The sequence below is a fragment of the Maribacter sp. MS6 genome (assembly GCF_056839185.1).
Window position 1 is genome coordinate 4,261,255 of the sequence record NZ_CM166389.1, and the last position, 24,533, is coordinate 4,285,787.

Here is a 24,533-nt window from a genome sequence, read left to right on the forward strand (position 1 = left end):
GAGTACATAATCAGGTAGTATTCTTTTTATAGATTAAATAGCTATAGCTCGTATGCGTTAAGAATTATTTAGTTCGCACTAATAGGATTCTCTCTTATATCTCATCTTTGTATAAAATATAAGAAACTATGGAAAGAGTAATGATAGCAGGCGCAAATGGTACCACAGGAAAAAAAATTGTCCACCTTTTAAAAACATCGCAATATTTTGAGCCGGTAGCAATGGTTCGTAAGAAGGAGCAAATAGCACAATTCGAAAATATTGGAATAGAAACGGTATTGGCAGATTTGGAACAAGATATTACTGGTAGCCTAAAAAATATTGATAAAGTGATTTTTGCTGCTGGTTCAGGCGGAAAAAAAGTGGTAGAGGTAGATGAAAAGGGTGCTTACAAAATGATAGACGATGCTATTTCAAATAATATCAAAAAATTTGTAATGTTAAGCTCTATGGGTGCCGATAAACCTACGGAAGCAGAAGATTTGAAAGAATACCTAAAAGCAAAGCATAATGCAGACGAATATTTAAAATCAAGCAAACTAACGTATGCTATTGTAAGGCCTGGTAGCTTGACAGATGAAAAAGGTACGGGAAAAATTAAACTAGCCGAGTCGCTGAACACCTCTGGTTCTATAAGTAGGGATGATGTAGCTCAAACCTTGGTTCGGACCTTACATGATGATGCTCCAAAAAATACCACTTTTGAAATTTTGGAAGGAAATACGTTAATAGGTAAAGCCATTTAACTAAAATTTTAATTTGAGTATTGAATTTATAAACTAATTAAATTAATAGAACAGTGAAACACGTATTAAAAGCATATAATAGTAAAGATTTAAACCTGAAAAATAGAGTAGTCATGGCACCCATGACACGCAGTAGAGCTGATAATCCAGAGAATAAACCTACAGAAGGTTTACATGATGTCTACTATGCACAAAGAGCTTCTGCTGGGCTAATAATCACAGAGGGTTCCCAAGTATCTAAAGAAGCTGTTGGGTACATCAATACGGCAGGTATTCATACACAAGCGCAGATTGATGGATGGAAAAATGTGGTGGAAAAGGTACACTCCGAAGGGGGTAAAATATTTATTCAATTATGGCATGTAGGTAGAATTTCACATCCCGATTTTCATAATGGTAATTTACCGCTGGCACCATCTGCGTTGAATCCCAACGCAGAGGTATACACGCCAGAGGGTCCAAAGAAAACGGTGACACCTAAAGAAATGACCCAAAAAGATATCGATAGAACAATAAGCGATTTTCAACAGGCCGCTAAAAATGCGCTGGAAGCTGGTTTTGATGGGGTAGAAATTCATTCTTCTAATGGCTATTTATTTCATCAATTCTTTAATGCCACCTCAAATCAACGAACAGATAATTATGGTGGAAGTATTGAAAATAGGGCACGATTCTTTTTTGAGGTATTGGATGCGGTTAAGAAAGTAATTCCTTCATCTAAAATAGGTGCTCGGTTTAATCCGTCCCTGCATGGCTTGTTTGGTATGGATATGGATGAACACACAATACCTACGTTTGAGTACATTATTAATAGGCTAAACGAGTATGATTTGGCCTACATACATTTATCAGAGCCATTTACCGATGTTTCCAAGGTACCCTTTGCGGTGAAACATATCGCCAAGCATTTTAGACCCATATACAATGGTACCTTAATGATCAATACTGGCTTTGATCAAGAAAAAGCGAATAATGTAATCGAAGAAGGAAATGCAGACTTGGTTTCTTTTGGTAAACTCTATGTTTCCAATCCAGATTTAGTGGAGCGTTTTGAAAAGGATAGTGGATTAGCGGAATGGGATAACGATACATTCTATACCACAGGGAAGGAAGGGTATACGGATTATCCAAAGTTAAAAGAATTACAAGATGCGTAACACCAAGGCATAATCAATTGCTTACAGGCGTTCATTGCAAAATGAACGCTTTTATTTTATCAAATTTATAAAAGAGAAACCATATTAATTGTAGTTTCGCAGCCCCTTATAATTGTATTTGGTCTTGTCTAGAAAATAATGATTTCAACAATACTATTTCAATAAATAATTAAAGTCAATAATCGAAAAATATACGTCTTAGACGTGTACAAAAGGAGTGGAATGGATACTAGCGATGCACGTAAAAAACAAGAAGTGGATATAGCGGAAGTTTCCCGTTCTATTGCCCTCTTGGAAGATTTGGTAACCGATACCAATAAAATTTTCGAGATTCCCAAAGATTTGCGGATAGCCCTCATTAAAGCAGCTGGACAGTTGTCTAGACCAAGCCGCGAAGAATTTTCTAGACGTACGAAAGATGCTAAAAAAGCAGCTAAACGAAAGCAAGCGGCAAAGGACAAAAGTGCTCGGAATAAAACAGGTATTCGTTATGCGCGGGAGAATCCAATTTTTGAAGCTCCAAAATTGTTGAGCGCTGCCCAACTAGAACAAAAAGAAACTTTGCAATTGGAATCGGAACGCGATTGTTATGTCTGTAAAACAAAGTTTAATACGCTACATCACTTTTATGATACCATGTGCACTGAATGTGGAGATCTTAATTATTTGAAACGGTTTCAAACAGCCAACGTAAAAGGTCAGGTTGCGGTCATCACGGGTTCTAGATTAAAAATAGGTTATCATATTACATTAATGCTTTTACGTGGCGGGGCTACGGTAATCGCTACTACCCGTTTTCCCATAGATTCTGCTTTACGATTTTCAAAAGAGACCGATTTTATGGAATGGGGGCATCGTTTGCATATACATGGTTTGGATTTGCGGCATATCCCCAGCGTAGAAATATTTTGTAATTACGTGGAACAGAATTACGATAGCTTGGATATTCTCATTAACAATGCCGCCCAGACCGTGCGTAGACCTTCAGGATTCTATGCGCACATGATGGCCAACGAAGAAATTCCATTTGAAGACCTACCTAAGTTTGTAAAAGGCCTACTAGCCAATCATAAAGCGTGTTTGGAAGAGCTCCGGGGTATATCGGCACATATTTCATCGCAAAGGAATATGCCCGTTTCCTGGCATGGGCCCGAACCCGGTATTGGTCTAAGTGCTTCTGCAAAATTGTCACAAATCCCCTATAGTTTTGATGCTAGTTTGGTGCCGCAAGAAGTTTTCCCGGAAGGTGAATTGGATGCGGATTTGCAACAAATTGACTTGCGTAAAACCAACAGCTGGCGTTTGAAATTGGGCGCTATCGAAACTACCGAAATGGTAGAGGTACAATTGGTTAATTCTGTTGCTCCTTTTGTCCTATGTAATCGACTTTCGGAATTAATGAAAAAGGAGAACACCGGTCAGAAACATATTATTAATGTGTCTGCCATGGAAGGTAAATTCCATCGTTTTTTTAAAGAAGCAAGACATCCGCATACGAATATGGCAAAGGCTGCCCTGAATATGTTGACCCATACCTCGGCTGGGGAACTAGCAAAATTTGGAATTTACATGAATGCCGTAGATACAGGTTGGGTTACAGATGAAGACCCTGCGGAATTGGCCAAAAAGAAGCAAGAGGTGCACGATTTTCAGCCGCCTTTGGATATTGTTGACGGAGCCGCGCGCGTCATGGACCCCTTATTCGACGGTATCAATACCGGAAAACATTGGTGCGGTAAATTTCTAAAGGATTATTTTCCTATTTCTTGGTAAAAACGAAGGTGTGGTTATGCTATGAACTGTAGTTTTCCTAATTTTAAAGCAAATCAACTAAAGCTTTAGAATAACAATGAAATTCAAATTCTCCTCTTCGCTAGCAATCTTTTCATTTTTCCTCTCAATTTCTTTATTAGGCCAAGACTTTTCCGCTTTTGAATACCGTACCATTGGTCCGCAACGGGGTGGAAGGGTCACGACTGTTACCGGAACAGCTTTGCTTCCAGGTACGTTTTATCTTGGTGCATCAGGTGCCGGAGTTTGGAAATCCGATGACTATGGAACTACTTGGAACAATGTGTCCGACAGGTATTTTGATACACCTTCCATCGGTGCTATAGAAATAGCGGCCAATGATCCCAATATTGTTTATGTAGGTACAGGTTCAGACGGTTTACGCAGTAATATCATAATTGGTAAAGGGGTTTATAAATCTATAGATGGTGCAAAAACTTGGGAACATATAGGTTTGGCCAACGTGGGTCAGATAGGTGCGGTTGAAATAGACCCCAACAACAGCAACATTGTTTGGGTAGCAGCAATAGGCAATGCCTTTACGGCAAACGAAGAACGTGGTATTTATAAAACAACGGATGGTGGCGTAACATGGGAAAAAGTATTGTTTGTTTCGGACAAAACTGGCTTTTCGGATTTGGAATTATTGCCTGGAAACCCTAATGTGGTCTATGCCGCCGCCTGGAAAGCACAACGTACGCCTTGGACCATCATTTCGGGAGGGGAGAATAAGGAGGGCGGAATCTATAAGTCGGTTAATGGAGGTAAGGATTGGGAAAAGCTAGAAAGCGGTTTGCCAAAAGGACTGATCGGTAAAGTAGATTTGGCTGTTTCGCCAATAGATTCCAGTATTCTATATGCTGTTATAGAAGCACCCGGAAAAGAAGGTGGCGTGTATAAATCAATTGATCAGGGAAAAACCTTTGCCCAAACCTCAAGTAATAAAGGCTTGGTCAATAGACCTTTTTACTATACCAATATAGAATTAGACCCCACAAATCCAGATATTGTTTATTCCAATGCAAATCCATTATTAAAGTCTATGGATGGTGGAAAAACATGGAAAAGGATGAGTGTTCCCCATGGTGATAATCATGATATTTGGCTTAATCCCACCAATCCGGATTTATTGATTCAATGCAATGATGGTGGCGCCAATGTCTCGCATAATGGAGGAAAGACATGGTCTACCCAATTTAATCAACCTACTGCGGAGATATACCAAGTAGCGGTAGATGACCAATATCCATACTGGGTCTATGGAGCGCAGCAGGACAATACTACCATAGCGATTCCTAGTTCCTCTCCTAGTGGTACTTCTCCACAAGGCACACAGATAATGATAGACGCGGGCGGTTGTGAAACCGGACCTGTGATACCAAAACCGGGGAATCACAATATCGTCTATAACAATTGTAAGGGACGCTTTAGTGTTTTCAATAAGATCACCGGAGTAAATAGGGAGTATTCTATTGGAGCTTCTAATATTTACGGTCATAACCCTAAGGATTTAAAGTATAGGTTTCAACGCGTGGCACCCGTTTATGTATCGCCGCACGACCCAAATGTGGTTTATATGGGGTCACAATATGTGCATAAAACACGAAACGGCGGTGTAATTTGGGAAACGATTTCCCCGGACCTTACCGCTTTTGAAGCGGACAAACAAGTTATTTCCGGTAGTCCTATTACAAGGGACATCACCGGCGAGGAGTATTATAGCACCCTTTATTCTATACGAGAATCCAAACTTACCAAAGACTTGATTTGGACGGGTTCCAATGACGGAGTTGTTTCCTTGACCAAGGATGGTGGAAAAACTTGGGAAGACGTTACGCCCAAAAAATTACCGAAAGGCGGTAGGGTAGAGTCCATAGAGCCATCACAATTTAATCCAGCGAAAGCTTATATAGCGGTCGATAGACATTTGCTTGGGGATACTACTCCTTATTTTTATATGACGCAGGACTATGGAAAGAACTGGGAGTTATTGAGCACTGCTTCAAATGGAATTCCTTCTGATTATACCAGTAAAGTGCTAAGAGAAGATCCAGAAAAAGAAGGCCTATTATACGCAGGAACGGACTATGGTATGTTCGTTTCCTTTAATGACGGGAAAACTTGGAAAACATTTCAACAAAACTTGCCAATTACACCTATTACGGACATTGTCGTCAATAGGGGCGATTTAGTTTTAAGCACCATGGGTCGTGGTTTCTGGATATTGGACAATATCACTTCGTTACGAGATCCAAAAATGACAGCATTAACAGACAAGCCTGTGCTTTTTAAACCCGGTAATACTTTCAGATACAGGACTTCTAGAGCTTCGGGAGATTTTCCAAACTACCCCAGTACCAGCGTAGGAATTGATTATTATCTGCCGAAAGCGGCTGACACACTAGTTAGCTTAGTCATTTTGGACAAAGATAAAAAGGTAGTCGTAACCGTTGTTAGCGATTCTACACAGTTGCAATCTACTATGGAAGAAGTAGAAGATATGGGATTGAGCATGACCTTTATCTACGCAGACGAAAAACTGGAAACCAACGAGGGATTAAACCGTTTTCATTGGGATTTACGCCAAAAAGGGGCATGGAGCGAGAAAAAGGAGCGGAGTTTTAAAAATGGCCCTATGGTACCTCCTGGTAACTATACCGTTAAGTTAACGGTTGGTAATGAAACGTTTGAACAACCTTTTGAAATACTTTTAGATCCGCGTTTGGAGCAAGAAGGTATATCTAGGGACCACATTACGGAACAGTTGGCTTTTCAAAACAAAGTAATCGACCTATTGTCCGAGGCTAGGAAATTCCAGTCCGATTTGGAAGCCAAAATTAAGGACACCAAGAACAAGGCTACAAAAGCAGCATTGGAAAATGTCCTTAAACAAGTTAAAAATGATGAGGGGGCTTATCCGCTTCAGGTTTTGGAAGCGCAAATCTCTTATTTATCCTACATAATAAACGATTCGGATAAAGTTATTGGAAACGATGTTAGGGAGCGCTACACGGAATTATTTGAACAGTTGAACAACTTAAAAAGTAAGGTTTCCGGTTGATTAGTAGTTTGTATTCCATTACAGGTTACAAGTTCCGGAACGTAGAGCAAAGTGTTGAGACCTGACTTTGCTTGTTTTACGTCAAAAAAAATGGCACTACATTCAATGAGTTGAGTAAAAGAGTTTGATAATCAAATCATTAATTGACTAATTCTCTATGAATTGTAAAGAAAATAAAACGATTATAAGATGAAAAATTTAATATATACATCCCTATTCCTTGTCTTAAGTACTTCAATGATAGCTCAGGACAGACTTACAGGTGAAACTTTTACTACACGTTCTGAAATTATAGCGCAACAAGGTATGGCCGCAACTAGTCAACCCTTAGCGACACAAGTGGCCTTGGATATTTTAAAAAAAGGAGGCAGTGCCATGGATGCCGCTATAGCTGCGAATGCAATGCTTGGACTTGTAGAACCGGCCAGTTGTGGTATTGGTGGAGATATTTTTGCAATAGTTTGGAACGCAGAAGAACAAAAATTATATGGTTTTAACGGTAGCGGGCGTGCACCCAAATCGCTAACCATAGATTATTTTATGGATAGGGATATGAAGTACGTTCCGTTCTATGGTCCCTTACCGGTTACGGTACCAGGATGCGTAGACGGCTGGTTTACTATGCATGAAAAATTCGGAAAATTACCAATGGAAGAATTGCTGAAGCCAGCCATTGATTACGGTCGTAACGGTTTCCCAGTCTCTGAGGTAATTGCCTACGAAATGGAATCGAATTATGAAGCATTAAAAGACCAGCCCGGTTTCGAAGAAACATATATGGTGAACGGACGGACACCGAAAAAAGGAGACGTATTCAAGAATCCAAACCTAGCGAACACCTACGAATTGATATCCAAAGAAGGTAAGGATGCATTTTACAAAGGTAAAATTGCCAGAACCATTTCCGATTACATGAAAAAGCATGGCGGCTTTTTATCCTATGGAGATTTTAAGGCCCATACCTCTAATTGGATTGAGCCAGTTTCGGTCAATTATAGGGGATATGATGTATGGGAACTACCTCCTAACGGACAGGGTACAGCGGCCTTACAGATGTTGAATATTTTAGAAGGGTATGACATTGCCGCTATGGGCTTTGGAAGTACAGATTATCTTCATGTCCTTACGGAAGCTAAGAAATTGGCCTATGAAGATCGTGCTAAATTTTATGCAGATCCTGACTTTAATACAATTCCAATAGAACAATTGTTGTCCAAGACCTATGCTTCAAAACAGCGTGAAATGATTGATATGGATGCATCGGCAGATACCTATCCCGCTGGGGATTTTGAAATTGAGAGCGGTAATACAACGTATTTAACAATTGCGGATAAGGATGGTAATATGGTGTCCTTAATACAGAGTATTTATTCAGAATTTGCATCCGGAATGGTACCGGACGGTTTAGGGTTCGTACTCCAAAATCGTGGACAAATGTTCAATGTGCAGGACAAGGCCCATGCAAATGCACTGGAGCCCGGAAAACGACCGTTTCACACTATTATTCCCGCTTTTGTAACCAAAGACGGTAAACCACATATGAGCTTTGGGTTAATGGGCGGAGCCGTACAACCTCAGGGGCATGCGCAAATAATAGTAAATGTTCTTGATTTTGGTATGAATTTACAAGAAGCTGGTGATGCTCCCAGAATGCGTCATAGGGGAAGTTCACAGCCAACAGGGTCTGTAATGACCAATGGAGGAACCTTAAATCTTGAAAGTGGGTTCGATTATAAGACTATTCGCGAACTACGCAAACGAGGTCATCGTATCTCCTTCGCTGTAGGTATTTATGGCGGTTACCAAGCCATTGGAATAGATGTGGAGAACAAAGTATATACTGGGGCATCAGAATCTAGAAAGGATGGACAAGCAGCGGGATATTGATTAAGCACCATTACTTAAGGATACTAGAAAGCAGGAGGGATTGGCGTACATTTGTAATTAACGAATGATTGATGAACTTCATAAACTAAAACTTGTAAACCTAAGGTCTTTCTTCACGTAAATTTATATTTGAAAATAAAATTTAAGCACTTTTCAGAGCAGGTTTGTCTAAATAAGTTTTAATTTTGTTTCACATTAGTGTATAAAAATTAAACAAAATTATGTACGGAGGCTTAAAATCTATTATTATTGCTGGTTTACTGCTAATGGGAACATATGCAAGTGCACAAGTTAGTGTGAGTGTCTATGGTAGTGTAACCGATAATTTGGGAGAACCGATTGGAGGTGCCTCTGTCTTCTTGGAAGGAACAGAGCTTGGTGCTCAGACCGATTTTGATGGTAACTACGAAATCAGAGGCGTTCCTCCTGGCTCCTATAATTTAATTGCCAGTTATTTAGGATACGGCTCACAAACCCAATTTAATATCATTGTCCGCTCCAAAGGAACGCCTAATTATGATTTTAGATTGGAGGAAGCGGCTCAGCAACTGGACGAGGTAGTGCTTTCCAACGCGAATATCATTACCCGACCCAAAGAGACACCCTTGTCCACGCAAACCCTGTCAGCCGTAGAAATTGCTACTTACCCCGGAAGTAACAATGACGTGGTACAGGTAGCGCAGACCCTTCCCGGTGTTTCGCCTTCCATCGGGGGATTTCGAAATGATTTGATTATTCGTGGCGGTGCTCCAAATGAAACCGTATATTACTTAGATGGTATGGAGATTCCGAACATCAATCACTTTGCAACACAGGGTAGTGCTGGTGGTCCGGTTGGTTTAATTAACGTATCTTTTATTGATAATGTAACGCTTTCTACATCGGCATTTAATGCGCGGTATGATAATCCTTTATCCGGTGTGCTTCAATTTGAACAACGAAATGGAAATAACAGGAATTTTGCAGGTAACTTTAGATTAAGTGCCAGTGAAGCGGCCCTTACCTTAGAAGGACCTTTGTTTAAAAAGGAAGGGGAGGTTTCCAAGACTACCTTTTTAGCCTCTGTTCGTAGGAGCTACCTGCAGTTTCTCTTTCAGGTTATCGGTTTACCTATTAAACCGGATTATTGGGATTATCAATTCAAAGTCAATCATGAGTTGGACGACTACAACACCCTGACCTTTTTGGGCTTGGGCTCCATAGACGATTTTTCGGTAAACCCGCCAGATGAATTTGATCCAGATCAGCAAGCGACCTTAGACCAAACTCCATTTATTCAACAACGTACCAATACTATGGGCGTAACATGGCGCAGCCGTTTTAAGAATAGCGACGGTTTTATGCTCACTACCTTGAGCAACAATACATTGTCAAATGATTTTACACGCTATTCCGACCCTGTGAATGAAACAGGAGTGATTTTTGGGAACGATGCGAAAGAATCCGAAACCAAGCTACGCTACGAGTTGACGCAGTTTTTTGATGGATGGAAATTGAGTACCGGACTTAATTTGCAACATTCGGACTATACCAATACCACCAATGATGTCAGAAACAATTTGGTCTTTGATACCGAAATTGACTTTGTTAAATATGGTATTTTTGCTAATGTAACGCGTTCGTTCATAGACAACAAGCTGGATTTGTCGTTCGGTTTTCGAATGGATGATGATACATTTACAGAGAACGACAATCTCCTTAGTACATTTTCTCCTAGGATGTCCGCCTCTTATGAATTTGCGCCGAATTGGCGTTTAAACGGTTCCTTAGGTCGCTATTTCAAAATTCCGCCTTATACTATTTTAGGTTTTAGAAATAATGCGGGAGACCTCATCAATCAAGATGTTGATTATACATTAAGTGACCATCTGGTTTTAGGATTACAACATTATTTTACACCATCTTCCAGTATTTCCTTGGAAGGTTTTTATAAGCGTTATGAGGATTATCCAGTATCAGTACGAGACGGTGTTTCCCTTGCGAATAAAGGAGGTGGGTTCGAAGTATTGGGCAGCGAACCTATAGAAACTGTAGGTAAGGGTAGAAGCTACGGAGCCGAACTGCAGTTTCAGCAAAAATTGTCAAATAACTTCTACGGTATTTTTGCCTATACATGGTTTTATAGTGAGTTTACCGGTTTTGATACAAGCAATTTTATTCCGTCTGTATGGGATAGCAGGCACTTGGTGTCCTTCGTGGGAGGTTATAAATTCAATCGTAATTGGGAATTCAGCTCCCGTTATCGCTTTGCGGGTAGAACGCCATTTGTGCCAGCGGATTTAGATGCTACCTTAGCCAACTATCCTGAGGTTATTTTGGACTATTCCCGACTAGGTGAAGATAAATTAGAGATTTTTAGTGCCTTGGACGTGCGCCTAGACAAGAAATGGAACTTTGAAAAATTTGCTTTGAATCTGTTTATCGAAGCACAGAACATTTTAGGGCAAAACAATCCTAGTCCACCTGAATATGGCTTAAACAGAGATGCGAGCGGAATGGTAGTGCAGCCTAGGAGCCTTGCCATCATCGAACAGGAACCTGGATCTGTGATTCCGGGGATTGGTGTCGTAATCGATTTTTAATCTAAATAAACCTTATTTAACAGCTAAGGCTAAGAGCACAATCGGGAGCCAAAACTGTGTAATACTCATTAAAATAAGGGGTTCGGGTTATTTTTAATACAATCACCCCAGTCTGGTAGTAAGTGTAATTGTAGCATATACCTGTAGTTTTACGTACGTCCGATGTTTGTATTGATTTAAATTTTAAAGGAGTTTCTCCTAGTTCCTAGTTTTTTTCTAACTTTATGGCTATGACCAAGTTGTTGTCCATACTATTATCTTCTGTTATTCTGCTGCAAAGCTTTGGATTGCATGTAGATGACTTGGTACAGATAGACGAGTTTATAGAACATGCTCAGTTTCATAATGAGGAATATGGAGATAATGTCTTGGTCTTCATTTCCAAGCACTACGGGGAAATGAAGGCAGCTCATAATCAAGAGCATCAAGAGGAGAGGGAAGATCATGAGCAACTACCTTTTCAACAGCACTCCAATACCTTGTCTGTAATGGATTTTACTTTGAATAATGCGCTTTCAGAATTTCAGGGTATTGATATTGTAGAATTTAAAACGTTTTGCTTTTACTATCAAGCACCTTTTTCTTCTTTACATTCCGACGGAATTCTTCAGCCGCCTCGGCACTCAGCATAATAATCCGAACATAACTATTTTAGCATCAAGCATTAAGTTCGTTTGAGGCTGTTCACGTTTATTATTATATGCTACTATGCTTTCTTACATTATTAATTTCAGTTTACGGAACAAAATTCTAGTATTTCTTTTTACCGGTTTTATTGTTGGTTTTGGATTGTACGCGTTATCCCAAATCCCGATAGGAGCAGTGCCTGATGTTACCAATAATCAAGTTCAGGTCATTACTACCTCCAGAAATTTGGCTACAGAGGATATGGAGCAGTTTATTACTTATCCGGTAGAGTTAGAAATGGCAAATCTTCCTGGAGTAAAGGAGATTCGCTCAATTTCAAAATTTGGACTCTCAGTCGTTACCATTGTTTTTGAAGACGATATGGGTACCTATTTACCAAGACAACTCATTGCAGAAAAGATTAAATCTGCGAGTGAGAAAATTCCAGAAGGTTTTGGATCACCGGAAATGGGTCCTATAACCACAGGTTTGGGAGAAATATACCAATACATTTTAGATGTTAAGCCCGAGTATAAAGATCAATATAATGCGGAAGATTTACGAACTATTCAGGATTGGATCGTAAAGCGTCAACTATCGGGAATTCCAGGTGTAGTTGAAGTTAATACGTGGGGTGGTTTCCTAAAACAATATGAAGTAGCTATAAATACTGGAAAGCTAAATGCAATGAATATTTCGGCACATGAGGTATTTAGAGCTTTGGAACAGAACAATAGCGTTTCGGGCGGTGGCTATATTGAGAAAACAAATCAGGCATTTTTTATTCGCGGTGAAGGTTTAGTTTCCTCTTTAGAGGATATTAGAAATATTGTAGTAACCAATAGAGCTGGAGTTCCTGTTTTTATTAAAGATGTGGCAACCGTAGGTTTTGGAAGCGCTACTAGATTTGGTGCCATAACCGGAAATGGAGAGGGTGAAAAGGTGTTAGGACAGGTAATGATGCTGAAAGATGCCAATTCTAAAAAAGTCATAGATGCGGTAAAGTTACGAGTAGGGGAAATCTCCAAATCCCTTCCCGATGGTGTCTATATAAATGCTTTTTTGGACCGAAGCGAATTAATAAACAAAACCACGTTTACGGTCTCGGAAAACTTAATCCTAGGTTGTTTGATTGTTATTTTTGTAGTGGTATTGCTCTTGGGCAATTGGCGATCTGGGCTATTGGTAGCCTCGGTTATTCCGCTAAGTTTCCTTTTTGCCATTTCTTTAATGTATTTATTTGGTGTGGATGCGAATTTAATGAGCCTTGGGGCCATTGATTTTGGTATTATCATTGATGGTGCTGTAATCGTGGTGGAGTTCATAGCCTTTAAAATCGCTAGAAAGCATGATGAAATCCTGGCCCTAGGGAAAGAAGAACAACAGAAGTATAAGGATACTTTGGTATTCTCAGGAGCATCAAAAATGATGAATTCCGCTATTTTTGGACAAATCATAATCTTAATTGTATTTATACCCATTCTTACCTTAAGCGGAGTAGAAGGTAAAATGTTCAGGCCAATGGCACTTACCTTTTGTTTTACACTTTTAGGTGCCATGGTATTGGGATTTACCTTTATACCTGTAGCCGCTTCTTTGTTTTTAAGGCCATCCAGGACAACCGATAAAAATATTGCGGTACGCCTTATGAAATGGATACAAAGGGGCTATGAACCTATTATTGATTGGGCTTTACGGAGTAAGAAATTGGTATTTGCACTTGCAACAGTGCTACTTGGAGCAGCAATTTTAATGTATAGCTATATGGGTGCAGAGTTCGTACCTACCTTGGATGAAGGAGATTTTGTAATTCAACCTGTACTCAAAACAGGTACCTCATTAACAAAAACGGTAGAAATTACTACTAAAATCGAAGAAATCCTGATAAAAAAATTCCCTGAGGTAGATCAGGTGGTAACCCGAATTGGTGCGGCAGAAGTACCAACGGATCCCATGTCTATGGAAGAAAGCGATGTCATAATTACCTTAAAACCGAAAGGAGAATGGACATCGGCGAACTCCAAAGATGAATTGGCGGAAAAGTTTAAAGATGCCTTGGCAGTGATTCCGGGAATGGAAGTAGAATTTACGCAACCAATAGAAATGCGCTTTAATGAACTAATTACGGGGGTACGCGCAGATATTGCTATTAAGGTTTTTGGAGAGGATTTGGAGATTCTGGCAAAAAAAGGGAGCGAGATAGGCGATTTAATTGCAGCTGTGCCAGGTGCAGCAGATATTACGGTAGAAAAAGTGGATGGCCTACCGGAAATGAACGTGCAGTATGATCGTGCCAAGATTGCAAGATATGGGCTATCCATACAAGAACTAAATAATATGGTTTCCATGGGATTTGCCGGTAGTAAGGCCGGTAGTGTTTTTGAAGGAGAGAAAAGGTTCGATTTGGTCGTACGGTTGGACAAGGATAATCGAAATGATATTAATAACCTTCGAAATTTGTATGTAGACCTACCGAACGGTGGCAAGATACCGCTTTCAGAACTAGCGGTTATTGACTACAAGACTGGGGCGGCCAAGATTTCCAGGGACGACACCAGACGAAGGATTGTAGTTGGCGTTAACGTTCGTGGACGAGACCTGCAATCTGTAGTAGAAGATGTGCAACTACTTATTGGTGACAATGTGAAACTGCCCATAGGTTATACCATCAGTTATGGCGGCCAGTTTGAGAATCTGGAGAGTGCAAAATCACGATTGTTAGTTGCGGTGCCTATTGCCATGCTTCTCATCTTTATATTGCTTTATTTTGCCCTATCATCCGTTACCGAAGCCTTAATGATATACTCCGCTATTCCTTTGGCGGCAGTGGGTGGGGTATTTTTACTATGGTTACGGGATATGCCTTTTAGTATCTCGGCGGGGGTAGGGTTCATTGCCCTTTTTGGTGTTGTCGTCCTTAACGGTATCATCCTTATCGAACATTTTAAGGACCTGAAGAGTAAGGCCTACGATTCAATTGAGTCCTTGGTGAAACAGGGAACTTTGGATCGTCTACGTGCGGTAATGTTAACAGCTTCCTCCACGGCATTAGGTTTTTTGCCCATGGCCATTTCCACTAGTGCGGGTGCAGAAGTGCAACGTCCCTTGGCCACAGTGGTTATAGGGGGACTTATCAGTGCGACGTTACTTACGTTGGTAGTGCTACCTGTATTGTATGCCTACTTAAACAGAAAAAAGTTGGAACCTAAAACGAGCGGAAAAGTTTCAACTATTATGGTCACGTTTGCACTGATGTTTTGTATCCTGCCAAGTATGGCGCAGGAGGATCCCAAAAACCTGCAGGAACTTTTGCCCATAGCTTTAGAGAATAATATGGGATTGAAAGCCAGTAGCTTGCAGGTGGATAAGTCGGATGCAATGATAGAGAATGCATTTAGTTTTGACAAGACTCAAGTGTATTACCATTTTGATGAAAACAATCTTACCCTTAACGATGCTCCGCTACGGGTGTTCGGGGTACAACAAGATTTTCGTTTTCCCACCGTTTATTTTTCCGAGCGAAAACTAAACAAAGCAAAGTATGCCCTATCGGAAAATAGCTACGATATTCAGCAAAAGGGACTAGAAAGAAGACTTACTGTGGCCTATTATAGCTTTCAGGTAGCCAGGGAAAAGGAACGTGTTTATCAAAGGTTGGACAGTATGTATGCCAATTTCGCTAAGGTTGCTGCGAGACGTTTTGAACTGGGAGAAACCAATTACTTGGAAAAAATTACAGCAGCCTCCAAACAACAACAAATACATCTCAATTACAAAGGTGCTCAAAAGGAAGTTTTAGCAGCTTATACGGAAGTGTTAAAGACGATACAGACGAAAGACAGTATAACTATAGCGGATGAGCCTGTGCTTAAGGTATTGGTAGAAAATATGGTTATAGATAATAGTCCGGAAATAGACTTTTACCAAAACAGAATAGCGGTTTCCGAGGCCGAAAAGCGGTTTGAAAAGCAGCAATTACTCCCAGATATCGGTGTTGAATATTTCAGCGGGACAACGGCTAACACTAATGAACGCTTATCTGGCTATCAGGTAGGTTTAAAAATTCCTTTGCTTTTTGGGGGTACTTCCTCTCGCATAAAGGCCGCCGGTTTCGCAGCAGATATTGCCGTGGCAGAATCCGAGGAGTACACTATTCAGCTAAAGACCAAACTTCGTAACTTAAAAACGGAGCTTTCCCAACTGCAGGAAACACTTGATTATTACGAAAATACCGGAAATCAGGTCTCCGAGGAAATCCTAAAAACAGCACATGTAAGTTTTAGGAACGGGGAAATCAATTTTTATCAATATATCCAAAGTTTGGAAAGCGCCTATGGTATAACATTGGATTATCTGGAAAAGCTCCAACTGTACAATCAGACTGCCATCGCAATTAATTACTTAACCTTATAAACAACGCATTATGAATAATTCTATATCCAAAATTATATACTTAAGTCTTATCACGGTTGTTTCGTCTTGCGGCGATACAGCCCAATCTTCGGATTCGGAAACCATCGTCAAAGATGATGGTCTTATTCTTGTTACCGAAACACAGTTCAAAACAAACGGTATGCAGCTAGGCCCTTTAGAAGAAAAAGAATTTCCAATTACCGTTGATGTAAATGGGACCATAGATGTGCCACCAGAAAATAGGGCCGTTGTAAGTGCCACCATGGGTGGTTACATTAAAACCACCCCATTATTACAAGGAGATGTGGTAAAAAAAGGTCAGGTGTTGGTTACCATCGAAAATCCGGAATTTGTAAGGATACAGCAGGAATACATGGAAGTGCATCAACAATTAACCTATTTAAAGGCGGAATTTGACCGGCAGCAAACCATGCGTGAGGAAAATATTACCTCCCAAAAAAGTTATTTGCAGGCAGAAAGTACATATAAATCTGCCGTAGCAAGATATACAGGATTGTCTAGACAATTACAGTTGCTCAATATCGCTCCTGCCGAGGTAGAAAATGGGAATATTAGTTCTGTTGCGACCATTTATGCACCTATTTCTGGTAGTATTAGTAAAGTCAACGTAAACAGGGGAACGTACGTGTCACCCGCAAGTTCTATTTTAGAAATTGTAGATAATGAACATATCCATTTGGAGCTCTCTGTTTTTGAAAAGGATATTTTGAAAATCAAAAAAGGACAGCAAATCGACTTTAAGATTCCCGAAGCTTCCAAGGAAGTATTTAAGGCTGAAGTGTATTTGGTAGGTGCAGCTATGGAGGAGAATAGAACTATTAAAGTACACGGGCATTTGCTAAACGAACATGAAAATATTTTTTTAACAGGTATGTTCGTTGAGGCATCCATCATTACCAGTTCAAAAAATGAAAAGGCGTTGCCAAGTGAGGCAGTGGTGATGGTAGATGGGGCACCATATGTTTTGCTTTTAGATAAAAAAGAGGGGAACACGTATTACTTTCGATCTCAACAAGTAAAGCTTAGTGCCAATCGTGTTGGGTATTCGGCCATTGAAATGACCGACTCGTTTAATTCGGATACACAATTTTTGGTCAAAGGTGCTTTTGGATTGATGGGTATTTAGACAAACTAAATAGAGAGTTATAACCGTTGTGTTTGGCTATAATGGTAGCAATTGTTCTACAGATATTTGGGTCATCAGTTCTTATATGATTGTTATAGAAAGATTCATACAAAATAGGATAGAATCAAACAATAGCAACTGATTTTTCCTTGAATGCTATCCTCCATCTATCAAGCAGTGGAAAACACATATTCTTTGGATTTGAGTGAGTCTTTGATTAATTCTTAAAATAAAAGTACCTTGTAGGTTAACGTGGTGCTATCGTCTAAATAACGATCCGCTAAATGAGCCACCTTTAATATTTCATAAATCAAAGTCTATTTTATGCGTTATTTTCTATTCCTTGTTAGCCTTCTTCTTTTTACAACTTCAAATGCACAAGAATCTAGTTTAAAATTAGAATCCTATGAACTCGACAACGGTCTTAAGGTTTATCTAAATGAGGATAGGGAAGCAAGTACCATTTATGGTTCCGTTTGGGTAAATGCCGGAGGTAAGGACGACCCTGAGGATGCAACTGGAATTGCCCATTATTTGGAACACATGCTTTTTAAGGGTACCCAAACATTGGGAACCCAAGATTATGAAGCAGAAAAACCCCATTTGGATAAAATTAGAAAGCTTTATGATCAGCTGGCAAAAGAAAGTGATGATAAGAAAAAGGCTGCCATTCAACAAGAAATTAACGCAGAGGAGCGTAAAGCATCTGAATATGCCATTCCAAATGAGTTTGATCGCTTGATCAAATCTATAGGTAGCACGGGCGTAAATGCAAGTACCAGTAATGATTTTACAAATTACTATAATATATTTCCTCCTAATCAGCTCCCAAAATGGTTGGATATTTATGCCCATCGTTTCCAGAAACCTGTTTTTAGACTTTTTCAAAGCGAACTAGAAGCGGTCTATGAAGAGAAGAATAGGGCGGGTGACGATCTTGAACGCAGGATTTATGAAAAATTCAACACCTATATTTATGGTGATCATCCATATAGCACGCAGACCGTGTTAGGCAGTGTGGAACATTTGAAAAATCCTTCGTTAAAAAAAATGTATGAGTTTTTCGAAACTTATTATGTGCCCAATAATATGGCTCTGGTCCTTAGTGGTAATTTTGACAGTAATGAGGTAAAGCCGATGATAGCTGCTGCCTTTGGGCAACTTGTAAGCGGTCCCGAACCGGTTTTTAAAAAGCGTGAACTGAACAGCTTTAAAGGTAGGGTAGTTGAAAAGGTGCGTATGACTCCAATTAAAGTTGGGTTTATGGGGTATAAATTGGTTCCTTTTGGTCATAAGGACCGTGCAGCTTTAGAAGTGTTGGGTAAAATGATGTCCAACAGTAACGAGACTGGATTTTTGGATAAATGGAATTTACAGAACAAGGCACTTTACGCTGGGGGTGAGCAGGAATTCTTAGAGGAAGATGGAGTGGCTTTTATCTTTTTTGTGCCGAATATTTTTGGTAAATCCTTAAAATATTATGAAAAAGAGATACAAGCTTCCTTTCGTTCTATTGCATATGGAGCATTCGAAGATAGCTATTTTGAGGCCATTAAAAATGGTATGTACCGGGAATTTAGCAGATCTCTGGAAGATTTGGAAATACGTAGCGAATATCTCGGCCTCAGTTTTATCTATGACTTGAATCCCAATGAATTGCTTTCCTACTCCAAAAATATACAAAGTCTCACCAGGGAAGATATCCAGAAAGCTGCCGATACATATTTTGGTGATGATTATTTCACCTTGCAGTCCAGAACAGGATTCCCCAAGAAGACAAAACTAAAAAAACCATCGTATAAACCTATAACGGCTCGTACCGAAGAAACTTCGGTCTACGCCAAAGGGTTCGAGCAACTTCCTGAACAAGTACTTTCTCCAAGTTTTATAAAGCTTGATGAAGACGTTCAGGTAATAGACGAATACATGTACTATACCAAGAATCCTCAGAATGATGTTTTTACGTTACAGGCAACTATTGCAAAGGGATTGTTGGAAGATCAGATGTATCCAGAACTAACCGAAGCGTTGAATAATAGTGGAACGCCTACTTATACAACGGAAGAGCTTAAAAACAACTTTGCACGTCTTGGCGCTAATTTCAATTTTACTGCGAACTATAATTCCTTTGATATAACCTTAACCGGTATCGATGAAAATTTTAAGGAATCGGTACTATTGTTGGAACACTTGTTAACCGCTTTTGAACCCGATCAAAAAACTATTGATTATCTATCCAATCAACGAAAAAAGGCAAATAAACTAGTAAAAAACGATCCAAATACGGCAGGCCGTATGTTATATGTCTATGGTCTTTTTGGTGATAAGTCAAGTTATTCAAATAGAATTACTACCAAACAACTTAAAAAGTTGAATCCGGTAAGGCTTAAATCGTCATTAGGAAGCCTGCTCAAAAATGGTTTTAATAGTATTCATTATGTTGGTAGGCAAACGGCAGAGGAAAGCTTAGGGTTTTTAGCATCCATGGACCTGTTCAAGCAAAACAAAACGGACAATTATTCTTTTCAAGAAGCTAATAGCGTAAATGAAACCACTTTTTATGTAATACATGACAAAAAAGCAATACAGAGTTATGTGTATTACGTGGTAAACGGTGAAACATTGAATAAAGAAAACGATTTTAAGAAAGAGGCTTTTAACGCGTATTACACCAATGGGTTGTCTGGTTTGCTTTTTCAAGAAGTACGTGAGTTTCGATCATTGGCCTATGCCGTAGGCGGCAACTATGTTAATCCGGTATACGAGCCAAATAAAAAAGGGAGACTCGTATTGTTTACCGGTTCTCAAGCGGATAAGACTGCAGATGCTGTAAAGGTAGTAATGGGGCTGTTAGATGATATGCCTAGATATGAAGAGCGATTACCCTCTTTAAAAAACGGATTGTTATTGGAATCCAGTTCGGGTAAACCAAATTTTAGGCAGCTTTCGGCCACAGTAGAAAGTTTCTTGGAGACAGGCTACGAAAGTGACCCTAACGAACTTAACTACTTTAACTATCCCAATCTAACTTTTGAAGATATTCAGTCGTTCTATGAAACCAATGTAAAAGAAAAACCAGCGGTAGTTACCATTTATGGGGATACTTCTGAATTTGATTTAGAACAACTTCGCAAATTTGGTAAAATAATAGAATTAAAAATAGAGGATATTTGGACCAAATAGAGTGATACTGCTACCGGTAATTTATGCGATATTCACTAGTTCTAATTATTTCAATAAACTAGAGCTATTCACGTTAATGAGAAATTAGCTGCTGCTATACAAGATAAGCGCTACTCCAATCATAATTCCGGCTAGTGGGATGAGTTTTTTTCTCTTATTCTGTTCTTTGAAAATGACGCCTCCAAGAACTACAGCAATAAGTATCTGACTTCTTTTAATGGCCGACAATAGCATAATGAGCGCATCCGGATCTTGTAACGCTTTAAAATAAAAGTAATCGGCGAATACCAATAAGATACCTACTGCAGGGATGGACCAACGCCAAATAAAGGCGTTTCGTTTGTGTGGATAAGGAAACCACGTTATGCTTAGAATAATCAAAAGAACAAGCACCGTATACCAACTAAACCAAAATTGAAGGGTTTGTGGATTCAGTTGGAGATTCTGAATTAGGAATTTATCATAAAGTCCGCTGGAAGCCCCCAAGAAGGTAGCGCCAATAATGGCAAAAATCCATTTATTACTTTTAAAGATGATGCCTTCTTTTTTACCGATTCGGGAATAAAGCAGGACGGAAAAAATAATCAAGAAAAATCCTATCCATTGCGAACCTGTAGGTTGTTCCTTATATATTAAAATTGCGCCTATAAAGGTAAAAAAAGGACCGGCCGATCTTATCGGAGTAACAATGGTTATAGGCAAATGTTTTAACGCTTGGTACGCCAGTATCCAAGAACCTGCCATTAGGATTGCTTTAATAAAAATATAACCGTGGTCGGACCAAGGGATCCGCGTAATGGTCAGTCCAAGACCATCCAAATATTCAGGTGCATATAGCGAACCAAAAAATAGTGGTAAAAGTAATAGGAAGCCCGAAGAAACAGTTCCTAAAAGTACCGGAAACACTTCGTTTCCACGTACGGCATGTTTTTTACATAAATTATGTAGTCCTAAAAATAATGCGGCCAAAAGGCCCAAATACATCCACATGGCCGCGAAGATAGTTTTTCAAGAAATTCCCTTATGAAAAATTCCACAATAATATTTATAAATGGACTTCTAAAAGAGTTAGCCCTTCACGATTTTAGCACGTTCCATGAAGTAGGATTTAAAACGCTCTAATTTTGGATGTAGATTTTCTGAATATAATACATACTGACATTTTAGAATGCTCTGAGCTATTGAAAGTAAGGCACTCGATTCCATTTTCTGAATTAAAAAATCTGCATCGTCTACGCTAAAAAGCTTCAATTGAGATGTGCTGACTCCATTCAATAAAAACAATTTATTCATGGTCTTTGGTGTGGAAATCAAAACATCTACGCCTTCAAATATTTCCGATTTTTGGATGTCGATATGCAGTTCCTCATAACCAACATATACTCGAATATTACTATACTTGGTAAATTTTAAAAAGGCGTCGTATAGTTCTAGCGCTTTTAGTTTGTTTTCTACGATTACCACTGCTCTAGGGGCATTTCCTTCTGCCTTAAAACCTATTTTTTGTAACGTAGTGAGAATAAGTGCGGTTGTCTTTCCGGCATCCTTTGCTGCTACACAATACGCATTCGCACCGCTTTTCACCACTGGGATGGCCTTTTTTTGGAACGATGTTGGGGTTGAGATGGCCAATCGTTCCATGGCTTCAAGCAGTTCCGGATGTAATTTTTTAAAAGGCATAGGTTCTAATACTATAGGTCGTTCATCAAAAGCAATTCGCTAGTTAAATACAAAGATACTAAGTACATATAGATGTAAGCAATTGGTTATAGAGATAAGCTCTTAAAGGTTTAAACGTCAAGTTTCAATGTATGATTGAAGGAAGTAAATGCTTGTTCTCTATCTTCTAATTTTAAAACGGGTTCTTTAACAGGTGAAAATACAGTACCTATCCTAAAACAAATAATCATACAAGTCCTGAATTATAACTATTTTTAAAGACAACTTAAAACCGGAACACCTTATGAAAAATCTGTATCTAACCTTTTGTTTTTTGATATTTAGCGTTATGGTAGTCGCTCAGGAAGACAATAACATTCTTGAACGAATGGAGGAAATTGCGATCATTGATCAAAAAGTAATGATGCCCATGCGAGATGGAATTCGATTGGCAACAGATATTTACCGTCCCAAAACCGATGAAAAAGTACCTATTATTTTCTCCAGAACGCCTTATAATTTTAACTCTTGGGGTGACGGGGAACAAAAAACAAGAACCGTCCAAAGAGCCTACGAGGCCGTAAAACGTGGATATGCCTATGTTGTGCAGAATGAACGCGGACGTTATTTTTCCGAGGGGGAATGGGATATTTTAGGTGTTCCGCTTACGGACGGTTATGATGCATTTAGTTGGATGAAGGATCAACCATGGTCTAACGGTAAAATAGGAACATATGGCTGTTCCAGTACTGCAGAGTGGCAAATGGCTGTAGCTGCTTTGGATCATCCATCACACGCTGCCATGGTGCCCCAAGGTTTTGGTGCGGGTGTAGGGCGAGTGGGAGATATAATGGAACAAGGCAACTGGTACAGGGGAGGAGCGGAGCAATTGCTGTTTTTTTCGTGGTTGTATGGTGTGGAACACGACAAATTCAAGCCAAGAATACCAGAAGGCGCTACGCAGGAAGACTTGATCCGTATCTCCAGGTTTTACGACTTAGCGCCAGAAAATCCACCTATAGATATGGCGGAAGCTTTAAGCCATTTGCCCATACAGGACATTTTGAAGAACATCAATGGGAAAAAGGAAATTTTTGATAAAATGGTACGGCGTAAACCCAATGATCCTGATTGGTTTACAGGAGGTATTTATCATGACGATATGGAAATTCCCATGCCTAGTTTTTGGTTTGCTTCTTGGTATGATGTAAGTATTACACCGAATCTTAGTCTTTTTAACCATGTACATAACAACGCAAAGGATTCAGATGTACGGGATAACCAATATTTAGTGATTGCGCCAACGCTACATTGTGCATATACGAGAGCTACCGAGAATACGATTGTTGGTGAACGCAGTGTGGGTGATGCCCGATTAAACTATGACGAACAAATCTATGCTTGGTGGGATCTTTGGCTAAAGGGCGAAGCAAACGATTTTAAGGAAAAGACCCCGAGAGTGCAATATTACACGATGGGTAGCAACAAATGGCAGGCTGCAGAACAATGGCCACCAAAAGATAGTAAAATGACTACTTATTATTCAAATAGCGATGGAAATGCAAATACATTGAACGGTACAGGAACCCTTTCCACAAAGAAACCGTCCAAAGATAATCCGGATACGATTGTTTACGACCCTATGAATCCGGTTACCTCTTATGGTGGTAATGTTTGCTGTACTGGAAATGCAGTAAAAGGAGGGTCGTTTGACCAACAAGTAATGGAAGAACGTGACGATATTTTAGTTTACACTACTGACGTTTTAAAAGAAGGAGTTGAAATAACAGGTTTTATTGAATCTACCTTATTTCTTTCTTCCGATGTTAAGGACACGGATGTAACTTTAAAAATTATTGATGTTTATCCCGATGGTCGTGCATATAACCTAGATGAAACTATACAGCGCGTGCGTTACCGTGAAGGTTTCGATAAGGAAGTCTTTATGGAAGACGGTAAAGTGTATAAAGTAGATTTAACACCGATGGCTACGAGTAATTATTTTGAAAAAGGACACCGTATCCGTATAGAGGTATCAAGTAGCAACTTTCCAAGGTTTGCTCGAAATTTAAATACTGGCGGTAATAATTATGACGAAGCTGAAGGCATTGTGGCTACTAATAAGATTCACCATTCCAAAGCATATCCTTCACAAATTAAATTACCTATTAGAAAATAATTATCACGGTAATTACTTCAAAAGCCTTGTTTTCACTAGCGTGGAAATAAGGCTTTTATAATAATGGGCAGCACAAGGTTGATGAAATTTAATTTTGCCAT

13 protein-coding genes are annotated in these 24,533 nt (G+C 39.4%); 11 read left to right on the plus strand and 2 right to left on the minus strand.

From position 1 onward, the window contains the following. Positions 1–128: 128 nt before the first annotated feature. From MS6x_RS18535 to MS6x_RS18580, 10 genes are all read left to right on the plus strand, one after another. Positions 129–746 carry an SDR family oxidoreductase gene (locus MS6x_RS18535; RefSeq protein WP_482604200.1) on the plus strand — a complete coding sequence of 206 codons (618 nt, stop codon included), beginning with the start codon at positions 129–131 and terminating at the stop codon, positions 744–746. Positions 747–799: 53 nt separating this feature from the next. Further along, on the plus strand, positions 800–1,903 hold the full coding sequence (locus tag MS6x_RS18540; RefSeq protein ID WP_482604202.1) for an alkene reductase: 1,104 nt from the start codon (positions 800–802) through the stop codon (positions 1,901–1,903). A 222-nt stretch (positions 1,904–2,125) separates the two neighbouring features. Then, positions 2,126–3,676, plus strand: coding sequence for an SDR family NAD(P)-dependent oxidoreductase (locus MS6x_RS18545; protein WP_482604203.1), 1,551 nt, complete (start codon positions 2,126–2,128; stop codon positions 3,674–3,676). Between the two features lie 76 nt (positions 3,677–3,752). Continuing rightward, positions 3,753–6,755, plus strand: a complete 3,003-nt coding sequence (locus MS6x_RS18550; protein ID WP_482604205.1) for a WD40/YVTN/BNR-like repeat-containing protein — start codon at positions 3,753–3,755, stop codon at positions 6,753–6,755. A gap of 189 nt (positions 6,756–6,944) precedes the next feature. Further along, complete coding sequence (gene ggt / locus MS6x_RS18555) at positions 6,945–8,642, plus strand: gamma-glutamyltransferase (protein WP_482604206.1); 1,698 nt, start codon at positions 6,945–6,947, stop codon at positions 8,640–8,642. A 221-nt stretch (positions 8,643–8,863) separates the two neighbouring features. Continuing rightward, positions 8,864–11,224: a TonB-dependent receptor gene (locus tag MS6x_RS18560; protein WP_482604207.1), complete on the plus strand. Its 2,361-nt coding sequence runs from the start codon at positions 8,864–8,866 to the stop codon at positions 11,222–11,224. A 230-nt stretch (positions 11,225–11,454) separates the two neighbouring features. Beyond that, entirely contained in the window at positions 11,455–11,856 is a 402-nt protein-coding gene (locus tag MS6x_RS18565; RefSeq protein ID WP_482604209.1) for a hypothetical protein, read from the plus strand. A gap of 76 nt (positions 11,857–11,932) precedes the next feature. After that, positions 11,933–16,264 carry a CusA/CzcA family heavy metal efflux RND transporter gene (locus MS6x_RS18570; RefSeq protein WP_482604211.1) on the plus strand — a complete coding sequence of 1,444 codons (4,332 nt, stop codon included), beginning with the start codon at positions 11,933–11,935 and terminating at the stop codon, positions 16,262–16,264. 10 nt (positions 16,265–16,274) lie between these two features. Continuing rightward, a complete protein-coding gene (locus MS6x_RS18575) occupies positions 16,275–17,411 on the plus strand; it encodes an efflux RND transporter periplasmic adaptor subunit (protein ID WP_482604212.1) in 1,137 nt (378 codons plus the stop codon). A 324-nt stretch (positions 17,412–17,735) separates the two neighbouring features. Next, on the plus strand, positions 17,736–20,594 hold the full coding sequence (locus tag MS6x_RS18580; protein ID WP_482604214.1) for a M16 family metallopeptidase: 2,859 nt from the start codon (positions 17,736–17,738) through the stop codon (positions 20,592–20,594). A gap of 84 nt (positions 20,595–20,678) precedes the next feature. Here the strand turns inward: MS6x_RS18580 and MS6x_RS18585 are convergent, their stop codons facing one another. Both MS6x_RS18585 and MS6x_RS18590 read right to left on the minus strand, forming a co-directional pair. Next, positions 20,679–21,584: an EamA family transporter gene (locus MS6x_RS18585; RefSeq protein ID WP_482604216.1), complete on the minus strand. Its 906-nt coding sequence runs from the start codon at positions 21,582–21,584 to the stop codon at positions 20,679–20,681. 78 nt (positions 21,585–21,662) lie between these two features. Next, positions 21,663–22,274, minus strand: coding sequence for a DEAD/DEAH box helicase (locus MS6x_RS18590; protein WP_482604217.1), 612 nt, complete (start codon positions 22,272–22,274; stop codon positions 21,663–21,665). Positions 22,275–22,557: 283 nt separating this feature from the next. On the opposite strand from MS6x_RS18590, the gene MS6x_RS18595 reads away from it, so the two are divergent. Continuing rightward, the gene (locus MS6x_RS18595) at positions 22,558–24,432 is read left to right on the plus strand and encodes a CocE/NonD family hydrolase (protein ID WP_482604219.1); all 1,875 of its coding nucleotides are present in this window, start codon (positions 22,558–22,560) and stop codon (positions 24,430–24,432) included. Positions 24,433–24,533 lie beyond the last annotated feature (101 nt).